The sequence below is a fragment of the Streptomyces sp. NPDC049541 genome (assembly GCF_044465725.1).
Taxonomy (GTDB): domain Bacteria; phylum Actinomycetota; class Actinomycetes; order Streptomycetales; family Streptomycetaceae; genus Streptomyces.
The window spans coordinates 1-22,281 of sequence record NZ_JBITLY010000010.1 but is presented as its reverse complement, the minus strand read 5'-3'; the positions used below and the strand labels follow the sequence as shown (position 1 = coordinate 22,281).

Here is a 22,281-nt window from a genome sequence, read left to right as displayed (position 1 = left end):
CGCGTCACAGTTGACAACGTTGTCCACAAGCGCGGAGAGCCCAGGGAGGGTGCTGGCGTATGCGGCACAGAGCTCGGCACAGGTGGGGTCCGGCGGTCGTGATCACGGCCGCCTTTGTCATGGCAGTGGGCTCGCAGGGGGCGGCGGTCGCCCTGCCCGACGCGCCACCCAAGGGCGACCGGGAGTTCGCCTCCTCCTTCGAGGCGGGCGATCCGGCCCCGGACTGGCTCAACACCGTCGACACCACGGCGGACGGCAGCAAGCGGTCCTCCGGTGTCGACGGCGGCTACAGCACCGGCATCCCGGGCAATGTGACCGACCACGTCACGGATGTGCGCGCCAGTGCCGAGAACACGGACGGCGGCGAGGTGAAGGAGAACCTCGTCGACGGGGAGTCCGGCACCAAATGGCTGACCTTCGCACCCACCGGCTGGGCCGAGTTCGACCTGGACAAGCCGATCAAGCTGGTGACCTACGCGCTGACCTCGGCCAATGACGTCGCCGAGCGCGATCCGAGGGACTGGACCCTGCGGGGCTCCACGGACGGCAAGGACTGGAAGATCCTCGACACCCGCTCCGGCGAGTCCTTCTCCGAGCGCTTCCAGACCAGGTCGTACGACCTCGCCGAGCCGGCCGAGTACCAGCACTTCCGGCTCGACATCACGAAGAACAACGGCGCGGACCTCCTGCAGCTGGCCGATGTGCAGTTCTCCACGGGCGGCAGCGGCGGTCCGGTCCCGCAGGACATGCTCTCGCTGGTGGACCGCGGCCCGAGCGGATCGCCCACCGCGAAGGCGGGCGCAGGGTTCACCGGAAAGAGAGCCCTGCGTTACGCCGGACGGCACACCGCCGGCGGGCGGGCGTACTCGTACAACAAGGTCTTCGACGTGAACGTGCCCGTCGGCCGGGACACCCGGCTGTCGTACCGGATCTTCCCGTCGATGGCGGACGGGGACCGCGACTACGACGCCACGAACGTGTCGGTGGATCTCGCCTTCACGGACGGCAGCTACCTGAGCGATCTCGGCGCGACCGACCAGCACGGGTTCGCACTGTCACCGCAGGGCCAGGGCGCCTCGAAGGCCCTCTACGTCAACCAGTGGAACAACGTGGCCTCGCGGATCGGGTCGGTCGCGGCCGGGAGGACGGTCGACCGGATCCTGGTGGCGTACGACTCGCCCAAGGGCCCGGCGAAGTTCCGCGGCTGGCTGGACGACATCGCGATCAAGCCGGTCGCGCCGGAGCCGCCGAAGGCCCATCTGTCCGACTACGCGCTCACCACCCGCGGCACCAACTCCAGCGGTGGCTTCTCGCGCGGCAACAACTTCCCCGCGACCGCCGTGCCGCACGGCTTCAACTTCTGGACGCCGGTGACCAACGCGTCCTCGCTGAGCTGGCTGTACGACTATGCACGTGCGAACAACGACGACAACCTGCCGACGATCCAGGCGTTCAGTGCCAGTCACGAGCCGAGCCCGTGGATGGGCGACCGGCAGACCTTCCAGGTGATGCCGTCGGTCGCGGCCGGCACCCCGGACACCGGCCGTCAGGCGCGTGAGCTGGCCTTCCGGCACGAGAACGAGACCGCGCGGCCGTACCACTACGGGGTGCGGTTCGAGAACGGCCTGAAGGCCGAGATGGCCCCGACCGACCATGCGGCGGCGCTCCGGTTCACCTACCCCGGCGACGACGCGAGCGTGATCTTCGACAACGTGACGGAGCAGGCGGGGCTCACGCTCGACAAGGACAACGGGATCGTCACCGGCTACTCGGACGTGAAGTCCGGGCTGTCGACGGGCGCCACCCGGCTGTTCGTGTACGGGGTGTTCGACAGGAAGGTGACGGACGGCTCGTCGAGCGGGGTCAGGGGCTATCTGCGCTTCGACGCCGGCGAGGACCACACGGTCACCCTGCGCCTGGCCACCTCGCTCATCAGCATCGACCAGGCCAGGGACAACCTCCGCCAGGAGATCCCGGACGGCACCTCCTTCGACGCGGTGAAGAACCGCGCCCAGCGGATCTGGGACCGCCTGCTCGGCAAGGTCGAGGTCGAGGGCGCGACACCGGACCAGCTGACCACGCTGTACTCGTCCATGTACCGGCTGTACCTGTACCCCAACTCCGGCTTCGAGAAGGTCGGTTCGGTCTTCCGCTACGCCTCCCCGTTCTCGCCGATGCCCAGCCAGGACACGCCGACGCACACCGGCGCGAAGATCGTGGACGGCAAGGTGTACGTCAACAACGGCTTCTGGGACACCTACCGGACGACGTGGCCGGCGTACTCGCTGCTGACGCCGGGGCAGGCGGGCGAGATGGTGGACGGTTTCGTGCAGCAGTACAAGGACGGCGGCTGGACCTCGCGCTGGTCCTCCCCCGGATACGCGGACCTGATGACCGGCACCTCCTCGGACGTGGCGTTCGCGGACGCGTACATCAAGGGCGTGAAATTCGACGCGAAGGCGGCGTACGAAGCTGCCGTGAAGAACGCGACGGTCGTCCCGCCGATGTCGGGCGTGGGCCGCAAGGGCATGGCGACCTCGCCCTTCCTCGGCTACACCACGACCTCCACCAACGAGGGCTTCTCCTGGGCGATGGACGGCTACGACAACGACTACGGCATCGCCCGGATGGGCCAGGCTCTCTACAAGAAGACCGGTGACGAGCGGTACAGGGAAGAGTCCGCGTACTTCCTCAACCGCGCTCAGGACTACGTCAACCTCTACGACAAGTCGGCCGACTTCTTCCAGGGCCGCACCGACCAGGGCGACTGGCGGCTCGACGCCTCCAAGTACGACCCCCGGGTGTGGGGCTACGACTACACCGAGAGCAACGGCTGGGGTTACGCCTTCACCGTCCCGCAGGACACCCGCGGCCTGGCGAACCTGTACGGCGGCAAGGGCGCGCTGGCCGAGAAGCTGGACCGCTTCTTCTCGACCCCGGAGACGGCCGACCCGGAGTTCGCCGGGTCCTACGGCGGCGTCATCCACGAGATGACCGAGGCCCGGGACACCCGGATGGGCATGCTCGGGCAGTCCAACCAGCCCGCCCACCACATCCCCTATCTGTACGATGCGGCCGGGCAGCCCTGGAAGACGCAGGAGAAGGTGCGCGAGATCCTCTCGCGGCTCTACACCGGCAGCGAGATCGGCCAGGGCTACCACGGCGACGAGGACAACGGCGAGCAGTCGGGCTGGTACCTCTTCTCGGCCCTCGGCTTCTACCCGCTCGTCATGGGCAGCGGCGAGTACACCATCGGCTCACCGCTGTTCACCAAGGCCACCGTGCATCTGGAGAACGGCCACGACCTGGTGGTCAAGGCACCCGGGAACAGCGGGCGGAACGTCTACGTCCAGGGCGTGCGCTTCAACGGGCGGGCGTGGAACTCGACTGCGCTCCCGCACTCGCTGCTCGCCAGGGGCGGGGTCCTGGAGTTCGACATGAGCGCGAAGCCGTCGTCGTGGGGCACGGGCCGGAACGCGGCGCCCGTGTCGATCACCCAGGACGACAAGGTGCCGACGCCCCGCGCGGACGTGCTGAAGGGTGAGGGGCCACTGTTCGACAACACCTCGGCGACGGAAGCCACCGTCACATCCGTGGACCTTCCGGTGTCGGGACCGGTCAAGGGCCTTCAGTACACGCTGACTTCCCCCACCGACCACACGAAGGCGCCGACCGGCTGGACGCTCCAGGGATCGGACGACGACGGCACCACCTGGCAGACCCTCGACAAGCGGTCCGGCGAGTCCTTCACCTGGGACCGGCAGACACGCGCGTTCACCGTGGGATCCCCGGGGACGTACGGGAAGTACCGCCTGGTCCTCGACGGCCAGGCGGCGCTGTCGGAGGTGGAACTGCTCGCCTGAGCAGAGGGGTTGGATACCTGCCGCCTCAACTGGTTTGACAGCGCGGCCGGTTGAGGCGGTAGGGTCTTGCCAGACCATGCGACAACGTTGTCGTCGCCTTCGGTGTCGCAGAAGCCAACACCACCCGGGCAGGTACTCCCCCGGCCTGCACCGGCTCGCGGACCCGGTGGACGACCCATCCCCACCGGGTCCGCCCTGAGCAGCTTTTCAGCCGACCCGGCAGGGCAGGTCCGTCGCCGTGTCACCGCCGTCGCCCGTGACGACGTATCCGAAGGTCGTGCTCTTCCCCGGATCCAGCGAACCGTTCCAGTCGGCGTTGTGGACCATCACGTCCTGGCCGTCGTAGGTCGCGTCGCCGTTCCAGAGGCTGTCGACCTTCTGGCCGCCCGGCAGCGTCCAGTCGACCATCCAGCCCAGCATCGGGACGTCTCCGGTGTTGGTGACGGTCACCTCGGACTGGTAGCCGCCGCTCCAGGTGTTGGTGGTCCTGCGCACGGCCTCGCACCTGCCCGGTACGGGGTCGGTCGGGCTGCCGGGGTCGTGGATGCCCGTGACCTCGCCGTGGCCGCCGTCGAAGACGACGTCGGAGCAGGAGTAGAAGGTCTCCGCGCTGTCCGAGCGCTGCCAGACCATGTAGATGATGTGGCGGCCCGACTTGCCGGCGGGCAGCTGCCCCGTCCAGGAGTAGTTGGCCTCGACCGTCCCCGGGGTGCCGTGGAGGGGCGGGTGGTCCACCGTGAGGAAGGGCCTGTCCTCGATGGCGTCCCAGGTGAGGGGCTTGGTCGGATCGAAGCCGTCCTTCGTGATGTAGACGTGGAACCAGCCCGGGTGCGCCGCCCAGGCGTTGTACGAGAAGTCGATGGTCGCGCCCGAGGTGAGATGGGTGAGCGGCCAGTCGTTGCGCGGTGCGTTGAAGCCCGTGAAGTTGGGGTTGCCGCCGCTGCACAACTGCCCGTCCGGGACGAAGCCGCGGGTGCGGCCGGCGCCGTCGGAGCGCAGCACGGAGAACCAGTTGTAGAACGGCGTGGTGCCGCTGACCTGTTGGGCCGCCTTGCAGGCCGGATTGACCGGTTTGATCTCACCGGTGCTGGTGAGGCCGTCCTGCCAGCACAGGAAGGTACGGCTGCCGGGTTTCATGGGCGTGCCATGGGCCTGTGCCTTGCCGCCCGCCGTGACGACGAGGGCGAGGGCGGGGACGGCGGCGAGGAGCGAGACGAGGACGAGAAAGAGGGCTCTGGTCGTTAATCGGCGCGCCGGTCGGCGCGTTTTTGTCAGGATCATGACATACATCCTTCAGGTACGGCCGGGTGGATGCGGGCGTGCTGGTGCGAGCGGGGTGGGAGCGACCCGGGGCGGCGGGTTCCGGTCCGTCGCCCCATATGGGAGCGCTCCCACCCCGCGTGTGGGGAAAGTAGCGCCAGTTGGGCCGGTTGTAAACGGGAAACGCGGGAGCGGTATGACGTGGGGGCGCGACGCGCGTCAACCGTGCGCCGCGGCTTCGCCGCTTCGAGTGGCGGTACCTTCGTGCGTACGATCATGTCGCGTATCGGCGTCCACACTGGCGTCCATGGGAGCAGTGATGACCACACCCCAGCAGGGACGGGCCACCGAGGACACCTGGATGTTCCCGCCGGCCGACGGCTGGACCTTCGACCAGGTCAAGAACTTGGAGCTGCCCTTCGACTGGGAACTCGTGGACGGACGGATCGGGGTTCGAGGACAGACCAAGTTCTGGCACAACCAGGTGCGGGACGACCTGCTGAGCGCCTTGAAGGCAGCTCGGACCGAGCCGTACAAGGTCGTGGCCGAGCAGTGCGTGATGGTGGACGACCAGAACACGCCCAAGCCTGACGTGATCGTCTTCGATCCGCGGAAGCTGGACTTCTTCGAGCTTGAGTGTGTCCCGGTGGGGAAGGTGTCGCTCGTCGTAAAAGTCGTCTCCCCCGGCTCCCGCCAGGACGACCGCGTACGCAAACCCGCGCTCTTCGCCACGCACAAGGTCCCGTACTACTGGCGCGTGGAGTTGGACCGCGACCAGAAGCTGGCGGTGCACGAGTACTGGCTCAACGCGGACACTCTCTCGTACTTTCCCGCGCCGTCGCACCCGGTGCACCACGACAAGCTGGTCACCGAGCTGCCGTTTCCCGTCGAGATCGACCTGGACGCACTCCTCGGCTTCTGATCCAGCCGTGCTGTTACCGGGAGGCCACGGCTGTGGTCCGTTCCACGGACGCTACGCCCGCCGGTGGCAGCTCGATCGTGAACTCGGTGCGCCCCGGGGCGCTCTCCACGTGGCTGCGGCCCCCGTGTGCCGAGACGATGGACTCCACGATCGCAAGCCCCAGCCCCGACCCGCCGTCCGCCCCCGGCACCCGGGCACGGGATGTGTCCGCGCGGGTGAACCGCTCGAAAACCCTCGGCAGCAACTCGGCCGGAACGCCGGGCCCGTCGTCCCGCACCCGTATGACGCACCGCTCCGCCGTCGCCTCCACCTCCGCGACCACCGTGGTGCCCGCAGGGGTGTGCGTACGGGCGTTGGCCAGCAGATTGGCCACCACCTGGTGGAGGCGGGCCTCGTCGCCGAGGACCAGGGCCGGGGCGGCGAGGGAGAGGGCCAGCTGCCAGTCGTGGCCGCTGCCCGCCGCCCGTGCGTCCCAGAGGGCCTCGGCGACCACGGCCGCCAGGTCGACCTCGGCGGACGGGAGCGGGCGCCCCTCGTCCAGGCGGGCGAGCAGCAGCAGATCCTCCACCAGGCCTGTCATACGAGCCGACTCCGCCGAAACGCGGCGCCAGGCAAGCACCGGCTCGATGCGAGCCGTGCCGCGGTTCATCAGTTCCGCGTAGCCCGCGATGGACGCGAGGGGGGTGCGCAGTTCGTGGCTCGCGTCGGCCAGGAAGCGGCGCATCCGTTCCTCGCTGTGCCGGCGTTCGGCGAGGGAGGACTCGACGTGGTCGATCAGGCGGTTGAGGGCGGCGCCGACCTGGCCGACCTCGCTGGTGGGGTCGGTGTCCCGGGCGGGGACGCGGGTGAGGCCCGTGACCTCGCCGCGGCCGAGCGGTGAGCGGGAGACCTCGACCGCGGTGGCGGCGACCCGGCCGAGGGGGCGCAGCTGGCGTCGTACGACCACGGCGCAGACGGTGCCCGCGGCGGCAAGGCCGGTGGCCGCGACGGCCGCCTCCACCTCGACCAGTCCGTCGATCATGTGCTGTACGTCGTCCATGGGGAGTCCGGCGAGGACGCTGATCCCGTCCGAGTCGAGCCCGGCGACCCGGTAGGTGCCGAGGCCGGGGACCGTGACGGTGTGCTTCGAGCCGTTGGGCGCGATGCCCTTCAGGGCGGTGCGCTGGGGGGCGGTCAGGTTCCGCGGCGGGGCGTCCTGGCTGACGATCGCCGCCGAGAGAACCCTGCCGTGGTCGTCGAGGCGGGCGGCGATCATGCCGACGGGGTGACCGTTCTCGGTGAGGAAGGAGAGGTCCGCCTTGTCGTCCCGGTGCAGAGCCGCCCCGCCCAGGCTGCGCTCGGCGGCGTTGCCGACGCGGCCGTCCAACTCGCCCATGAGGGAGGCTCGTTGGACCACCGCGGTGGTGAACGTCATCGCCGCGCACACGACGACGAGGGTGGCACCGACGAAGAGCAGCAGTCGGGCGCGCAGCGAGCGGGCGACCGGGCGGGCGGTCATCTTCCGTTCTCCGTCGGCCCGAGGGTGTACCTGGCGGAGGGGCATGCCACGCGGGCTGACGGCTCCCGTCGCTCAGCACCAGGGCACGAAGACGAGTGGAGGCCGGGCAGCGTCCCGTCGAGCACGACGGCGTGCGGGGCGCACGCGCGGACGATCCGCGGCGCGCCGCGTCCGTCGGCGGCCGGACAGGGCCGCCGACCCGCCTCGGCGACGGCGACGGACAGCGCTTCGGTGAGCGCGTGTTCGTCGTCGACGACGAGGACACGGGCCCGGCCGGTTCGGGAGGCGGAGATGCCAGACATGTCTCGATACTGTCCCGGTCCGCTGAGGGAACCCTGTGTTCCACCTGAGGGTGGGTGATGACCTGTGGTCTTCCGGGCCCGGACGCAGCGAGGGCCGCACCCCCGGAGTACCGGGGATGCGGCCCTCGACCGCCTTGCCGCGCCGCTTACTTGCGGATCAGGCTGCGCAGCACGTACTGCATGATGCCGCCGTTGCGGTAGTAGTCGGCCTCACCGGGGGTGTCGATGCGTACGACCGCGTCGAACTCGACACCGGTGTCGGTGGTGACCTTGACGGTGCGCGGGGTGGTGCCGTTGTTGAGCTCCTCGACGCCGGTGAAGGAGAAGGTCTCCTCGCCGGTGAGGCCGAGGGACTCGGCGTTGGCGCCCTCCGGGTACTGGAGCGGCAGGACGCCCATGCCGATGAGGTTCGAGCGGTGGATGCGCTCGTACGACTCGGCGATGACGGCCTTGACGCCGAGGAGCGCGGTGCCCTTGGCGGCCCAGTCGCGGGACGAGCCGGAGCCGTACTCCTTGCCGGCCAGGACGACCAGCGGGATGCCCTGCTCGATGTAGTTGCGCGAGGCGTCGTAGATGAACGACACCGGCGCGTCGGGCTGGGTGAAGTCGCGGGTGTAGCCGCCCTCGGTGCCCGGCGCGATCTGGTTGCGCAGGCGGATGTTGGCGAACGTACCGCGGATCATGACCTCGTGGTTGCCGCGGCGGGAGCCGTAGCTGTTGAAGTCGCGGCGCTCGACGCCGTGCTCCGTGAGGTACTTGCCGGCCGGGGTGTCGGCCTTGATCGCACCGGCCGGGGAGATGTGGTCGGTGGTGACCGAGTCGCCCAGCTTGGCGAGGACGCGGGCGCCGGAGATGTCGCTGACCGGGGCCGGCTCCAGCTCCATGCCCTCGAAGTACGGGGGCTTGCGGACGTAGGTCGACTCGGCGTCCCACTCGAAGGTGTTGCCGGTCGGGATCGGCAGCGCCTGCCACTGGGCGTCGCCCGCGAAGACGTCCTGGTAGGACTTGTTGAACATGTCCTCGCCGATGGCGTTGGCCACGACGTCGTTGACCTCGGCCTCGGAGGGCCAGATGTCCTTCAGGAAGACCGGGTTGCCGTCCTGGTCGGTGCCGAGCGCGTCACGGGTGATGTCCACCTTCATGGAGCCCGCGATGGCGTACGCGACGACCAGCGGCGGGGAGGCCAGGTAGTTCATCTTGACGTCGGGGTTGATCCGGCCCTCGAAGTTCCGGTTGCCGGAGAGGACCGAGGTGACCGCGAGGTCGTGGTCGTTGACGGCCTTGGAGACCTCCTCCGGCAGCGGGCCGGAGTTGCCGATGCAGGTGGTGCAGCCGTAGCCGACCAGGTTGAAGCCGACCTTGTCGAGGTACGGGGTCAGGCCCGCCTTGTCGAAGTAGTCGGTGACGACCTTGGAGCCCGGGGCGAGGGTCGTCTTGACCCACGGCTTGCGGGTGAGGCCCTTCTCGACCGCCTTCTTGGCCACCAGGGCGGCGGCGACCATGACGTAGGGGTTCGAGGTGTTGGTGCAGGAGGTGATGGCCGCGACCGTCACCGCGCCGTGGTCGATCTCGTACGTCGAGCCGTCGGGGGCGGTCACGGTGACCGGGTTGGACGGGGCGCCGTTGGGGTGGATGGCCGGGGCGTCGGAGGCCGGGAAGGACTCCTGGCCCGCCTCGTCCACGGTGTCGACGTAGTTGCGGACGTCCTGCTTGAACTGCTCGGCGGCGTTCGCGAGGACGATGCGGTCCTGCGGGCGCTTCGGGCCGGCGATGGAGGGCACGACCGTGGAGAGGTCGAGCTCCAGCTTCTCGGAGAAGTCCGGCTCGGCCTTCGGGTCCAGCCAGAGGCCCTGCTCCTTGGCGTACGCCTCGACGAGCGCGAGCTGCTGCTCGGAGCGGCCGGTGAGCTTGAGGTACTTGATGGTCTCGCCGTCGATCGGGAAGATCGCGGCGGTCGAGCCGAACTCCGGCGACATGTTGCCGATGGTGGCGCGGTTCGCGAGGGAGGTGGCGGCCACGCCCTCACCGTAGAACTCGACGAACTTGCCGACGACGCCGTGCTTGCGGAGCATCTCGGTGATGGTCAGCACCAGGTCGGTGGCGGTGGTGCCGGGCTTGAGTTCACCGGTCAGCTTGAAGCCGACGACGCGCGGGATGAGCATGGAGACCGGCTGGCCGAGCATCGCGGCCTCGGCCTCGATGCCGCCGACGCCCCAGCCCAGCACACCGAGGCCGTTGACCATCGTGGTGTGCGAGTCGGTGCCGACGAGGGTGTCGGGGTACGCCTGGCCGCCCCGGACCATGACCGTGCGCGCCAGGTGCTCGATGTTCACCTGGTGGACGATGCCGGTGCCCGGCGGGACGACCTTGAAGTCGTCGAACGCGGTCTGGCCCCAGCGCAGGAACTGGTAGCGCTCGCGGTTGCGGCCGTACTCCAGCTCGACGTTCTGCGCGAACGCCTCGTGGGTGCCGAACTTGTCCGCGATGACGGAGTGGTCGATGACCAGCTCGGCCGGGGAGAGCGGGTTGACCTTCGCGGGGTCGCCGCCGAGCTCCTTGACGGCCTCACGCATGGTGGCGAGGTCGACGACACAGGGCACGCCGGTGAAGTCCTGCATGATCACGCGGGCGGGCGTGAACTGGATCTCCTGGCTGGGCTGCGCCTGGGAGTCCCAGCCGCCGAGGGCGCGGATGTGGTCGGCGGTGATGTTCGCGCCGTCCTCCGTGCGGAGCAGGTTCTCCAGCAGGACCTTGAGGCTGTACGGCAGTCGGGCCGAGCCCTCCACCTTGTCCAGCCGGAAGATCTCGTACGACTCGTCGCCCACCTGCAGCGTGCTGCGGGCGTCGAAGCTGTTCGCCGACACGACAGTCTCCTTCATTGATGTGCGCGTACTCACCACGATCCTGCCGCCACGGCATCTGGGCCGATCCGCTAAGGTAAGGCTAAGTTAGGTAACCCTTACCGGGGCATGGCGGCTGCGGTGCTCCTCGGCAGATATCTCGATGTCGAGATAACTCTAGTACATGGGGCCGGGATGGTCATGCCCGACCTCGTCACAGCCGCACCCCGACGGCTCCGCTCCGACACGCCGACACGACCGGACTCGCCAGCCGATTATCCGGCGAAAACAGACATTTGGCGCGAGCGCCCATCAGTGCGCCGAGCCTGGGTACTCGACCCGCCACGGGGAAGTCCGTCCGACCTGAAGGGAGGCGCTCGCCCACCGGCCCCCCATGAGGCGACCTTGACGGCCCATCACCCGAATGGACCCCCTTCACGCGCCTCATCTCATATCTGAGATAGCCTCAACCTCATGGCAGACGACTACCTCGTACGCATCGGCAAGCTCATCCGTGACGCCCGGCAACATCGGGGCTGGACACAGGCCCAGCTCGCGGAGGCACTCGGCACCAGCCAGAGTGCCGTCAACCGCATCGAGCGCGGCAATCAGAACATCAGCCTTGAGATGATCGCTCGGATCGGTGAAGCCCTGGAGAGCGAAATCGTCTCGTTGGGCTATGCGGGGCCGATGCATCTGCGGGTGGTCGGCGGCCGTCGGCTGTCCGGCGCCATCGACGTCAAGACGAGCAAGAACGCCTGTGTGGCGCTGCTGTGTGCCTCCCTGCTCAACAAGGGCCGCACGGTGCTGCGCCGGGTGGCGCGGATCGAGGAGGTGTACCGGCTCCTCGAGGTGCTGAACTCCATCGGTGTGCGCACGCGCTGGATCAACGACGGCGTGGACCTGGAGATCGTGCCGCCCGCCGAGCTGGACATGGCGGCGATCGACGCCGACGCGGCCGTACGGACGCGGTCCATCATCATGTTCTTCGGCCCGCTGCTGCACCGTATGGACCACTTCAAGCTGCCGTACGCGGGCGGTTGCGACCTGGGCACGCGGACCATCGAACCGCACATGATCGCCCTGCGCCGGTTCGGCCTCGACATCACCGCCACCGAGGGGCAGTACCACGCGCTGGTGGACCGGGCGGTGCGGCCCGACCGGCCCATCGTGCTGACCGAGCGCGGGGACACCGTCACCGAGAACGCGCTGCTGGCCGCCGCCCGCCACGACGGCGTCAGCGTCATCCGCAACGCGTCCTCCAACTACATGGTCCAGGACCTGTGCTTCTTCCTGGAAGCGCTGGGCGTCAGGGTCGAGGGCATCGGTACGACGACCCTCACCGTGCACGGCGTGCCGCAGATCGACGTCGACGTCGACTACTCCCCCTCCGAGGACCCGGTCGAGGCGATGAGCCTGCTGGCGGCCGCGGTGGTGACGGAGTCGGAGCTGACGGTGCGTCGCGTGCCCATCGAGTTCCTGGAGATCGAGCTGGCGGTCCTGGAGGAGATGGGGCTCGACCACGACCGCACGCCCGAGTACTTCGCGGACAACGGCCGTACCCGGCTGGTGGACCTCACCGTGCGGCCCTCCAAGCTGGAGGCGCCGATCGACAAGATCCACCCGATGCCGTTCCCCGGCCTGAACATCGACAACGTCCCGTTCTTCGCGGCCATCGCCGCCGTCGCGCAGGGCAAGACCCTCATCCACGACTGGGTCTACGACAACCGCGCGATCTATCTGACGGACCTCAACCGCCTCGGCGGCCGCCTCCAGCTCCTCGACCCGCACCGGGTGCTGGTCGAGGGCCCGACCCGCTGGCGGGCCGCCGAGATGATGTGCCCGCCCGCCCTGCGGCCCGCCGTGGTCGTCCTGCTGGCGATGATGGCGGCCGACGGCACGTCCGTGCTGCGGAACGTGTACGTCATCAACCGGGGTTACGAGGATCTGGCGGAGCGGCTGAACTCGGTCGGGGCGCAGATCGAGATCTTCCGGGACATCTGAGGAACGAGTGCCGCCGCACCCTCTCTGACCTGCGCTGATGCCGATCTGGAGGGGGTGCGGCGGCGCCTGTGGGACTTCTCTGGGACTTTGGGCCTGGACCGGGCTGCTGCCGATCGGCCTGTGGCTACGTGAAGACCGCGTCGATGGCGGCGCTGCCGCGCGAGCCAGCGCGGGGCAGGAAGTGCGCGTACTTCCTGAGCGTGAACCCGGGATCCGAGTGGCCGAGCCACCGGGCCAGGGACACGACGGACACGCCAGCCTCCAACTGCTCCGAGGCGTAGAAGTGGCGCAGGGCATGGTAGCCGTGCTCTCGGGAGGGCTCCCAGACGCGGGACCCGTCCAGGGCGCTCTCCTTCAACGCGGCGATCACGCCGGCCTCGGCCAGGGCAGGCTTCCAGACGAAGGAGTTGAAGTAGTTCCGGTTGACCGCCTTGCGCTCGCGCCCGGTCACCAGGAGGTTGTACGTCCTTGGGCGCCGGTGCTTGGCCTCCACCGGTGTCTCGGCCGGGCGCGGGTCGTCCCATGGCATGGTGACCGGCACAGGTGCGAAGAGCTCCATGTGCTGCCGTACGGCCTTGGCCACACTTGAAGGCAGGGGCACGTCGCGGACCTTGCGGCCCTTGGGAAGCGCGAAGCACAGCTTCGTCCGCACCATCTTGACCTGGCGCCTGACGTGGACGACTTCCTCGTCGAAGTCGATGTCCTCCGCGGACAGGCCGAATGCCTCTCCTTGACGCAGTCCGAGGCCGGCTCCGATCTCAACCAGGACGCGGTAGCGCTCCGACAGAGCTGTCCGTACGGCCAGGACTCGCTCCGGCGGCCACGCCTCGACCCGACCCGGTGCGGCAGCCGGAGGGCGGACCGTGCTGGCACGGCACGGGTTGCGTGCGAGGCGGCGGTCCTCGACGGCGGCTTGGAGTACGCCGGACAGCGTCGCCCAGACGAGACGGATTGAGGTGGGTCCAAGATCCTTCTCCAGCCGCTTCTTCCAGCCCCGCAGTGCTTCCGTGCCGATGTTGTTGAGGAGCAGGGCGCCAAGGTGCGGGACGATATGCCGACGCACTCGCTGCTCGATGCGCTCAAGGGTGGACGGATCGCCGCTCTGGGTGGGCCACCAGTGGTTGGCGATGTAGTCCTTGAGTGAGATGGCTCCGTCGCGTGGATCGACGAACTCACCTCGACGGGCGTCGGTCTGGGCCTGGGCGAGCCAGGTCTTGGCGTCCTGGAGCGTGTCGAAGGAACGGTCCTTGACGCCGGGGATGCCCTTGACGCGGTAGCGGGTGCACTTGCCGTACATGGCGGTGCGTTCGCGCTTGCCCGTCTTCGGATCGGGGCGCTTCTTCAGCCATCGGTCTTCTATGTAGCCGGCCAGGTGGAACTCCTTGAAGAAGGGATGGATGCGGCGCTCCACGACACGTGGACGTCAGGCACTGGGTCGGTCAGCTGCTCGTTGCTGAGGCGCGATGCTCAGCGGGCTAAGCGCTGTGTTGGAGCGCGAGTCGACTTCCTCCTGTGCACGGATCCAGGCATCGAGGGCTTCCCGCCGGTACATCACCCGGCCGCGCGGGCCCATGCGGAAGCTCGGCGGACCCTGCCGCCGGTGGCGCCAGACGTAGAGGGTGTGCGGCGAGAGGCCGAGGTACTCGGCGGCGTCCTTCACGGTCAGGAACGCCGCACGTACGGCTACGGAGGAAGCCGTGGGGGCAAGAGTGATGGCGCTCTTTGAATCTCCCCACATAGTGCTCAGGGATGGGGCAAACCTGCTCTGTTGATCTCCCCACCTTTTGTGTGGTCGGGTTGGGCGCTTTGTGTGATCTTGATCGGCGTGTCGGGGTGGCAGCGGTGCGTCTGGAAAGCCTGCGTGAGCTTCGAGTTCGGCCTGTTCGGGGGCCTGGATGCTCACCAGGGAGGAAGACGTGGATGCTCATGCACTGCGTCGGCAGGGCTGGACGATCTCGGCCATCGCCCGGCACTTGGGCCGGGACCGCAAGACAATCCGCGCCTATCTGAACGGCGAGCGGGTTCCCGGCTATCGGCGTCAGTCTCCGGACGCGTTCGTGCCGTTCCTGGACTACTGTCGCCAGCGGCTGGCGGACGATCCACATCTGTGGGCGTCCACGCTGTTCGACGAGGTCACCGCGCTTGGCTATGCGGGCGCCTACTCCACCTTCACCCGTGCGCTGCGCCGTTATCAGGTGCGTCCGCACTGCGAGCCGTGCAAGACCTCGACCGGCCGGGACGTCGCGGTGATCGCCCATCCACCGGGCGAGGAGATCCAGTTCGACTGGCTTGAGCTGCCCGACCCGCCCGAGGAGTGGGCCGTCGGCGGGCACGCGCATCTGCTGGTCGGCGCGCTGGCGCACTCGGGCCGCTGGCGGGCGGTCCTCGCGGAGTCGGAGGACTTCCCGCACCTGGTCCACGCCCTGGACCAGGTGATGCGCAAGCTCGGCGGGACCGCCCGGCGCTGGCGCTTCGACCGGATGGCCACCGTCTGCTACCCCTCCAGCGGGCAGGTCACCGCGGCCTTCGCTGGCGTCGCGAAGTACTACGGGGCCGGAGTCGACATCTGCCCGCCACGGCGCGGGAACCGCAAAGGCGTGGTGGAGAAGGCCAACCACTCGGCAGCTCAACGCTGGTGGCGGACGGTCCCTGTCGCCGTACGCGTGAACGCGGCCAGTCACGTACGAGTGAAAAGGGCCGCTTGTTGGTGCGGTGAGTCCTGTTGCTCGGCACTCTGCTGCTGGTTGGTAAGGGGCGGCGGAGGGCAGTTGACGATGGTCTTGGACCCGCAACGCTGGTTGGAGCTCCGGCGTTTCCGCGCCTTGTTCGAGTCCGGCGCGGTGACTTTGACGGAGGTCGCCAAGGAGACGGGCCTGAACAGGAAGACGGTCCGCAAGTACCTGTCCGGGCAGGCCCCGGCCGCACCGCCGAGGAGGGTGTCGAACGGGCTGCCGCGCAAGAAGGCGGTGGACGAGGTGGCCCCGCTGATCGACGCGATGCTGAGGGCGGAGATCCTCATCAAGGGTGCGGTGGTGCACGAGCGCCTGGTGAAGAACTACGGCTCCACCATCAACTACCAGCGGGTCAAGCTCTATCTACAGGAAGCCCGCCCACGAGTCGCCGAGGAACTGGGCATCGCACCGAGGGAGTTGGCGGGCATGCACCGCCGCTTCGAGGTCGTGCCCGGGGCCCAGGCCCAGGTCGACTGGGGTGACGAAGGCAGGATCCTCGCTCACCTGGGCATCGCCAAGGTCTATTCGTTCCACATGACCCTGTCGTACTCCCGCGACCCGTTCTGCTGCTTCACCACCAGCCAGGATTTGCAGACCTTCTTCGACTGCCACCGGCGGGCGTTTGCCCACTACGGCGGGGTGCCGATGTCGATCGTCTACGACCGGACCAAGACCGTCGTCCGCCGGCATGTCGCGCCAGGTGAGGCAGTCCCGCTGCATCCGGAAGCGGTGGGCTTCGCCGGCCACTACGACTTCGACATCGACGTGCTGGCCGCCTACCGGCCCACCGGCAAGGGCCGGGTCGAGCGCCAGGTCCTAATCGTCCGCGACCACGTGCTCGCCGGCCGGGCCTTCTCCTCCATCGAGGAGATGGACGCCGCGTTCATGGCCTGGGTGCCGCAGCGACGCGCCCGCACCCACGCAACCCACCACGAGGTCATCGGACACCGGGCCGCTCGCGACCACGCGGCCCTCAAGCCGCTGCCACTCACCCCTTATCTGGTGGCCGAACGGCAACTGCGGCATGTCGGCAAGGACTGCCTCGTCGCGTTCGACGGCAACCTCTACTCGGTTCCGGCACGCAAGGTCCGCCCTCGCCAGCTGGTGGAGATCCGGGCCACCAAGTCGCAGATCAGCCTGCACTCGACCACTCAGGCCGCCGGCGGCGAGAGCCTGCTGGCCGTTCATGCAAGGGCTGTCGGCCGTGGTGTCCGCGTCGTCGACGAGAGCCACTGGAGCGGGCTGCCCGAGGGGAACAACCGGCGGACCACGACCGAGGTGCCCTTCTCCCCGCCGCGGCAGGACGCCACCGCCGGGCAGGTCACCGGACCGCTCCAGGCCCTGCTCAACCGGGCCGCGGCCACACGGATCGAGGTCGGCCGCCGGCCGCTGTCGGTCTATGACGAACTCACCGGCACCCGGCCCTTCAACTCCCGCCCCCAGAGCAAGGAATCGTCTTGAGCGAGCTGACCGGCAACCGCATCCGCACCACGGCCACCAAGCTCGGCCTGCCTCATCTCGCCGACGGGCTGGACCAGTTGGCCCGCCGGGCCGAGGAGGGCAAGCTCGGCTATCTCGACTTCCTCGACCTCGTGCTGTCCGAGGAACTCGCGGTCCGAGACGACCGCCGCTTTCGCCGGTCCCTGCTGTTCTCGAAGCTGCCGCACCACAAGACGCTGGACGACTACGACTTCTCGTTCCAGCCCGACCTCGACCCACGCAAGGTCAAGGACCTGGCCACTCTCTCGTTCGTCGAGGCCAAGGCCAACGCGGCCCTGCTGGGGCCGCCCGGGGTGGGCAAGACGCACATCGCGGTCGCCCTGGCGGTCGCGGCCTGCCGGGCCGGGTTCTCGGTCTACTTCACCACCCTCGACGACATGGTCCGCCATCTCAAGGCCGCCGAGGCGGCGGGCCGGCTGACCAGCAAACTCGGCTCCTACCTGCGGCCCGGTGTTCTCGTGGTCGATGAGGTCGGCTATCAGCCCCTCGAACGCGCCGAGGCGAACCTGGTCTTCCAGGTCATTTCGAAGCGCTACGAGAAGGGCTCGATCATCCTGACCTCGAACAAGACCTTCAGCGAATGGGGACAGGTGTTCGGTGACGAGGTCCTCGCCACCGCGATCCTCGACCGGCTCCTGCACCACTGCGACGTCGTCGCGATCAACGGCCCCAGCTACCGACTCAAGAACCGCCTCAAGGCCATCGAACGGGACACCAACGTGGCCTGACCACTGGCCACGTTCAAACGTACCGGCCCGGCCGCATTGGAGAGTACGCGGACAGTCCCGGACCATCTGACGGTTGAGCAGGCCCAGTCCGGGGTTGACAAGCTCGCGCTGCGCATGGACGAACGCCGCCGAAGAGTCGACGGGAGCGAAGTCACCGTCGCCGAACTGGCCGCAGGTGAACCGCTGTTGGACCTGCCGGTCAGGCCGTTCCCGGCCGAACTCGAAGTGGAACGCACGATCAGCCCTCAGAGCCTGGTGTCCTTCCGCGGCAACTACTACTCGGTGCCGCCCGGCATGCCCGGCGCCCAGGTCCGCCTGGTGCACCGGCTCGGCGAGGACCACCTCCACATTGTCACCGCCGGCCGGGCCGTGATCGCCCAGCACCGGCGGGCCGTCGACGGCGCGGGCCAGACCGTCCGCGACGCCGGACACGTGATCGCGCTGGAGCGGACGGTGCTGGCCGCCTTCACCGACCGGGCCCCCTGCAAGACCAAGGTCCGCCGCCCGCCTTCGGAGGCCGCGCTCGCGGAAGCCGAACGGCTCCGCGGCGGGACTGCCGCCGGGAATCCGGCCGAACGGGTCGTGATCGACCTGTCCCACTATGCCGCCGTGGCCGACCGGCTGCGGACCGCCCCTAACTCCGAGGAGGAGAACGCGGATTGAGTACGTCACCGATGCAGGTGAGCGAAGCACGCCGCTTCCAGCAGCTGCGGGGCCACCTGTCCTATCTCAAACTCAACGACGCCGCCGAGGCGCTGAACCGGGTGCTGGACCAGGCCCGCACCGAGCGGATGTCGCTGACCGCGGCCCTGGAGCGGTTGCTGGAGATCGAGGTCGAGGCCACCGAGGCGCGCCGGCTCGCGGCCCGGGAACGCTTCGCCTGCCTGCCCGAGCCGTGGACCCTGTCCGACTTCGACTTCGCCGCCCAGCCCGGCGTCGACGAGAAGCTGATCCGAGACCTGGCCACCCTGCGTTTCCTGGACGACGCCTCCAATGTTCTGTTCGTGGGGCCGCCCGGGGTCGGCAAGACCATGCTGTCCGTCGCGCTCGGGCGGGCGGCGGTCGAGGCGGGCAACCGCGTCTACTTCACCACTGCGGCGGACCTGGCCGCCCGCTGCCACAAGGCCGCGCTGGAGGGCCGGTGGAAGACCTGCATGAACTTCTTCGCCGGCCCGAAGCTCTTGATCATCGATGAACTGGGCTATCTCCCGCTGCCCGAGGACGGCGCATCAGCCCTGTTCCAGGTGATCAACCAGCGATATCTGAAATCAAGCACGATCCTGACGACCAACGTCGGCATCGCCGACTGGGCCACCGCTTTCGGCGACGCCACGGTCGCCGCCGCGATGCTCGACCGGCTCCTGCACCGGGCCGCAGTCGCCGGCATCGACGGGCCCTCCTACCGGCTCCGCGGTCACCAGAGCCAGGCCGAAACCATCCGAGCCGGGGTGAACGCCCGTGTCTCCTGACACCCCCGACACCACCGAGGGCGAACCCGAGATGGCACGTCGCTGCCCGGTCTGCGAGACCGTATTCACCGTCACCTACCCCTTCAGCCGACAGGTCTTCTGCTCGCCCACCTGCAAAGTGGCCAACCGCAACAGCAGACCAGCCCGGCAGACTTGTCCGGTCTGCGAAAACGAGTTCACCACGACGGTCGCCCGTCGGCGGACCTACTGCTCGGAGGAGTGCCGCGGCGCTGCCCGCACCAGCGACGACATCCGGGACCGGCGCGTCTGTCTGGTCTGCAACGGTCCGTTCGAGGCCCTGAAAACCACCCGCCAGATCTACTGTTCCCCGGCCTGCCGCAAAGACGCCGAGCGCCGCCGTGACCAGGCAAGAGACGAAGACCGCGCGCGTCGTCTCGGTGAGACCGCTTCTCTGCCGTCGTGGCCCGAGCTTCCTCCGCCGTCCAAGACTCTCAGCAGGCCCCTCTCGCGTCAGCAAGTGGCCGCGGAACGTGACCCGTTGGAACCGACCGCGACCCGCAACTGCCCCCACTGCCAGCAGCCGGTCACCATCGTCGCGCTTCTCGCGACCCCCGAAGCCGCCCGCCCTTCCGTCCCCACCGCCAGCCCCGACATCGTTCCGCTGCGAAGGACTCCGTGACCGTCGTTCACTGACCGTCACTGATCACCGAGCCCGCCGACCTGACGGTCGGCGGGCTCACGCCGTTAGCCCATCGAACGCAACCGATCCAGTTCGCTCCCGATCCCGTCCCGCAGCACGTCATGCTCCGGACCCAGCCTGAAGCCCTCGTCACTCCACCGGTCGCCCGGATACAGCCACACAGGCTTGCCCACCAGCTCGGCCGGCTCCCACTCGAACCGCGGCCAGACATGGGCATGCAAGAACGGGTCAGTGTTCCCCAGAATCTCCAGGTTGACCCGGCGGAAGCCAGGGTCCAGGCGCTGGCAGACACGCTCAACGGCTTCTCCGAGTTGGTCCATGTCGGACAGAAACGACAGCCGCCTCGCCCTCGGCAGATCAGACAGCCGCTGAACACCTGGCTCGTCCACGAGGAGAACCGAGTAACCCGGCAAGAACTGAACGTCGCCGATCACCGCGAACCCCGACTCAAGCCGCCGCAGCACGGTCGGGTTCTCACCTCGCAGAGCAGCCCCGATCCGATCCATCCGCCAGTCACCAGTCATGGCCCCAACTTAACCGCCAGTGATCAAGGCCCGCTCTTCGCTCCCCAACCTCCCCACATACATCAAGAACCAACCAAGTGAGGCGAGGAGCGACCCTGGCCGTTTTCACGAATCGCCATCAGCAGAGGTCGTGCAGGCATCGGAGGTTCTCTGTGAGGTGCAGGAAACGGGAGCCCGGCTGGGCGGAAGCCAGTGCTCCGCCCAGCCGCTGCCTGTCGTGAGACAGGGAAGAACCGCAGACGAGCCCTCGCAGTAGCGCTACCGCCACCGCGCGATCGGACTCGGCTCAATCGCGAACTCCTCAATGGTCGTGGGAATCGCCGGTTTGGCTAACCGGCGATCGTGGTCTATGTTTCACGCCGCATCATGAAGCCGACACCCTCTTAGAACTCCTAACAAAGTGAGAGGTTGACCAGTCGTCGCCAGCAGATGATGCCGCAGGCCAGGCTGAGGAAGGCTTCGTGGATGTCGTCGCGGATCTCCCAGCGGATGCGCAGTCGGCGGAACCAGTGCAGCAGTGCAAAGCTCTGCTCGACCACCCAGCGGTGCACGCCCAGTCCGGAACCGTGCTCGACGCCGCGCCGCGCGATGACCGGGGTGATACCGAGGGCCTGCACCTGCTTGCGGTACTTGTCGTGGTCGTAGCCGCGGTCGGCGTAGAGCGAGACCGGTCGTCGTCGGGGCCGTCCGCGCTGGCCGCGTATGGGCGGGACGGCCTGGAGCAGGGGCATGAGCTGGGTGACGTCGTTGCGGTTTCCGCCGGTCAGCGACACCGCCAGCGGAATGCAGTGCCCTTCGGTGATCAGATGGTGCTTGGAGCCTGTTCGGGCACGGTCGACCGGGCTCGGTCCTGTTTTGGGCCGCCTTTGAGCGCCCGGACGTGCGAGCCGTCGATCACCGCCCTCGACCAGTTCAGCGCGCCGGCGGCGTTCAGCTCGGCCAGGAGCGACTCGTGCAACCGCTGCCAGACTCCCGCGTCGTTCCAGTCACGCAGACGCCGCCAGCAGGTCATGCCGGAGCCGAAGCCCAGCTCCTGGGGCAAGAACTCCCACGGAATGCCGGTGTACAGCACGAACAGGATGCCCGACAGCACTTTCCGGTCGTCCAGACGCTTGCGACCGGGGTGATCCGTGCGGCGCGGCACAACCGGCAGCAACGGCTCGATCCGCTCCCACAGCCCATCCGGCACGATCCACGGCGGCTGCTCACCCCTTCTCATGTCCAGGCTAACAACCCATCAGACACCAACATTCCAAGGCAAGTTGCGGCATTCTGTTAGGAGTTCTTAGGTTCTCTGCAGGCTGGGGTCAGCCGATACGAGCGCAGGCCCTGGGGCACCTCATCCGAGGCGACCACCAGCCAGCCATATTCCGTGAGACGATCGAGATTCCGCGCTGCAAGCCGCTTGGGAGTTCCGACGGCGACTGCCGCTTGCCATGTTGCGGCTCGAGGATGTGCCGCGCCATAGGCAAGGACGACGCGGTCGCCGCGTAAACCACGCTGCAAGTGGTCCTCGCCGAGCACCCGGCCGCGCAGACGCACGCCCGGTGGTGACCGAGCCATAATCGATTGCCACCTGGCCGTACCAACGTTCAGTGTGCCGAGGGCGCAGAGAGCGAGCGAAGCGATGCGGGCGGATCGAATCGTGGGGTCAGACAGGCGAATCTCCCAAGTAGATGCCATGCCAGCAAGCAGTCACACGCGGGCAGGATTGCGAAATACTTCGCCCCCGTGCGGCCGGGCACCTACGCATTCTGGCCTGGTATTTTCAGGGACGTTGTACGTTGACATGGTCCCGCTGGGGTATCCAGTCCTGTCGTCCGATTTCTCGTCTGCCGTGAGCGAATTCCCGCCGGCAGGCTGCATGAACGCAAGCGAACAACGGTCACGTCCGCCGGAGTGGTGTATCAACGGCCACTCGGTGATCTCGTTTTTGAGGCTATGCGGTGAGTTCGGTCGGCAGGACGGTCTCGTCGGT

16 protein-coding genes are annotated in these 22,281 nt (G+C 68.3%); 8 read left to right on the top strand and 8 right to left on the bottom strand.

Features of this window, described 5'->3' with window-relative positions; all coding sequences use genetic code 11:
* Positions 1-59 precede the first annotated feature (59 nt).
* Entirely contained in the window at positions 60-3,863 is a 3,804-nt protein-coding gene (locus ACIBW9_RS31860) for a GH92 family glycosyl hydrolase (RefSeq protein ID WP_398960485.1), read from the top strand.
* 207 nt (positions 3,864-4,070) lie between these two features.
* Here the strand turns inward: ACIBW9_RS31860 and ACIBW9_RS31855 are convergent, their stop codons facing one another.
* On the bottom strand, positions 4,071-5,144 hold the full coding sequence (locus tag ACIBW9_RS31855; protein ID WP_398960484.1) for a lytic polysaccharide monooxygenase: 1,074 nt from the start codon (positions 5,142-5,144) through the stop codon (positions 4,071-4,073).
* Positions 5,145-5,430: 286 nt separating this feature from the next.
* Here ACIBW9_RS31855 and ACIBW9_RS31850 point away from each other — a divergent pair, with 286 nt between their 5' ends.
* Positions 5,431-6,045: a Uma2 family endonuclease gene (locus tag ACIBW9_RS31850; RefSeq protein ID WP_398960483.1), complete on the top strand. Its 615-nt coding sequence runs from the start codon at positions 5,431-5,433 to the stop codon at positions 6,043-6,045.
* Positions 6,046-6,058: 13 nt separating this feature from the next.
* Here ACIBW9_RS31850 and ACIBW9_RS31845 read toward each other — a convergent pair whose 3' ends face one another.
* The 3 genes from ACIBW9_RS31845 to acnA all read right to left on the bottom strand — a co-directional run bounded on the left by ACIBW9_RS31845 (position 6,059) and on the right by acnA (position 10,709).
* The gene (locus ACIBW9_RS31845; protein ID WP_398960482.1) at positions 6,059-7,543 is read right to left on the bottom strand and encodes a sensor histidine kinase; all 1,485 of its coding nucleotides are present in this window, start codon (positions 7,541-7,543) and stop codon (positions 6,059-6,061) included.
* On the bottom strand, positions 7,540-7,845 hold the full coding sequence (locus ACIBW9_RS31840; RefSeq protein WP_398960481.1) for a hypothetical protein: 306 nt from the start codon (positions 7,843-7,845) through the stop codon (positions 7,540-7,542). The genes ACIBW9_RS31845 and ACIBW9_RS31840 overlap by 4 nt, the downstream gene beginning before the upstream one ends.
* A gap of 146 nt (positions 7,846-7,991) precedes the next feature.
* Complete coding sequence (acnA, locus tag ACIBW9_RS31835) at positions 7,992-10,709, bottom strand: aconitate hydratase AcnA (protein ID WP_398960480.1); 2,718 nt, start codon at positions 10,707-10,709, stop codon at positions 7,992-7,994.
* A 450-nt stretch (positions 10,710-11,159) separates the two neighbouring features.
* On the opposite strand from acnA, the gene ACIBW9_RS31830 reads away from it, so the two are divergent.
* Complete coding sequence (locus ACIBW9_RS31830) at positions 11,160-12,689, top strand: helix-turn-helix domain-containing protein (protein WP_398960479.1); 1,530 nt, start codon at positions 11,160-11,162, stop codon at positions 12,687-12,689.
* Between the two features lie 124 nt (positions 12,690-12,813).
* Here the strand turns inward: ACIBW9_RS31830 and ACIBW9_RS31825 are convergent, their stop codons facing one another.
* Together ACIBW9_RS31825 and ACIBW9_RS31820 are read right to left on the bottom strand one after the other, a co-directional pair.
* Positions 12,814-14,100 (bottom strand): tyrosine-type recombinase/integrase, encoded by a 1,287-nt coding sequence (locus ACIBW9_RS31825; RefSeq protein WP_398960478.1) that lies wholly within the window; start codon positions 14,098-14,100, stop codon positions 12,814-12,816.
* A gap of 12 nt (positions 14,101-14,112) precedes the next feature.
* Positions 14,113-14,427: a helix-turn-helix domain-containing protein gene (locus tag ACIBW9_RS31820; protein WP_398960477.1), complete on the bottom strand. Its 315-nt coding sequence runs from the start codon at positions 14,425-14,427 to the stop codon at positions 14,113-14,115.
* A gap of 1,036 nt (positions 14,428-15,463) precedes the next feature.
* On the opposite strand from ACIBW9_RS31820, the gene istA reads away from it, so the two are divergent.
* The 5 genes from istA to ACIBW9_RS31795 all read left to right on the top strand — a co-directional run bounded on the left by istA (position 15,464) and on the right by ACIBW9_RS31795 (position 19,758).
* Positions 15,464-16,882, top strand: coding sequence for an IS21 family transposase (istA, locus tag ACIBW9_RS31815; RefSeq protein WP_398960755.1), 1,419 nt, complete (start codon positions 15,464-15,466; stop codon positions 16,880-16,882).
* Positions 16,879-17,649, top strand: coding sequence for an IS21-like element helper ATPase IstB (istB, locus tag ACIBW9_RS31810; RefSeq protein WP_128382574.1), 771 nt, complete (start codon positions 16,879-16,881; stop codon positions 17,647-17,649). Before istA ends, istB (ACIBW9_RS31810) begins: the two co-directional genes overlap by 4 nt.
* A gap of 114 nt (positions 17,650-17,763) precedes the next feature.
* Positions 17,764-18,312 (top strand): Mu transposase domain-containing protein, encoded by a 549-nt coding sequence (locus tag ACIBW9_RS31805; RefSeq protein WP_398960476.1) that lies wholly within the window; start codon positions 17,764-17,766, stop codon positions 18,310-18,312.
* Complete coding sequence (gene istB / locus ACIBW9_RS31800) at positions 18,309-19,118, top strand: IS21-like element helper ATPase IstB (RefSeq protein ID WP_398960475.1); 810 nt, start codon at positions 18,309-18,311, stop codon at positions 19,116-19,118. Before ACIBW9_RS31805 ends, istB (ACIBW9_RS31800) begins: the two co-directional genes overlap by 4 nt.
* Positions 19,108-19,758 (top strand): hypothetical protein, encoded by a 651-nt coding sequence (locus tag ACIBW9_RS31795; protein ID WP_398960474.1) that lies wholly within the window; start codon positions 19,108-19,110, stop codon positions 19,756-19,758. The genes istB (ACIBW9_RS31800) and ACIBW9_RS31795 overlap by 11 nt, the downstream gene beginning before the upstream one ends.
* Positions 19,759-19,823: 65 nt before the next feature.
* On the opposite strand, the gene ACIBW9_RS31790 is transcribed toward ACIBW9_RS31795, so the two are convergent.
* Positions 19,824-20,303, bottom strand: coding sequence for an HIT family protein (locus tag ACIBW9_RS31790; protein WP_398960473.1), 480 nt, complete (start codon positions 20,301-20,303; stop codon positions 19,824-19,826).
* A 392-nt stretch (positions 20,304-20,695) separates the two neighbouring features.
* Positions 20,696-21,522 (bottom strand): IS5 family transposase gene (locus ACIBW9_RS31785; RefSeq protein ID WP_398960472.1). Its coding sequence is split into 2 segments (ribosomal slippage): positions 20,696-21,162 and positions 21,162-21,522, totalling 828 coding nucleotides; the frame shifts between segments, so codons are not numbered across the junction.
* Between the last annotated feature and the right edge of the window lie 759 nt (positions 21,523-22,281).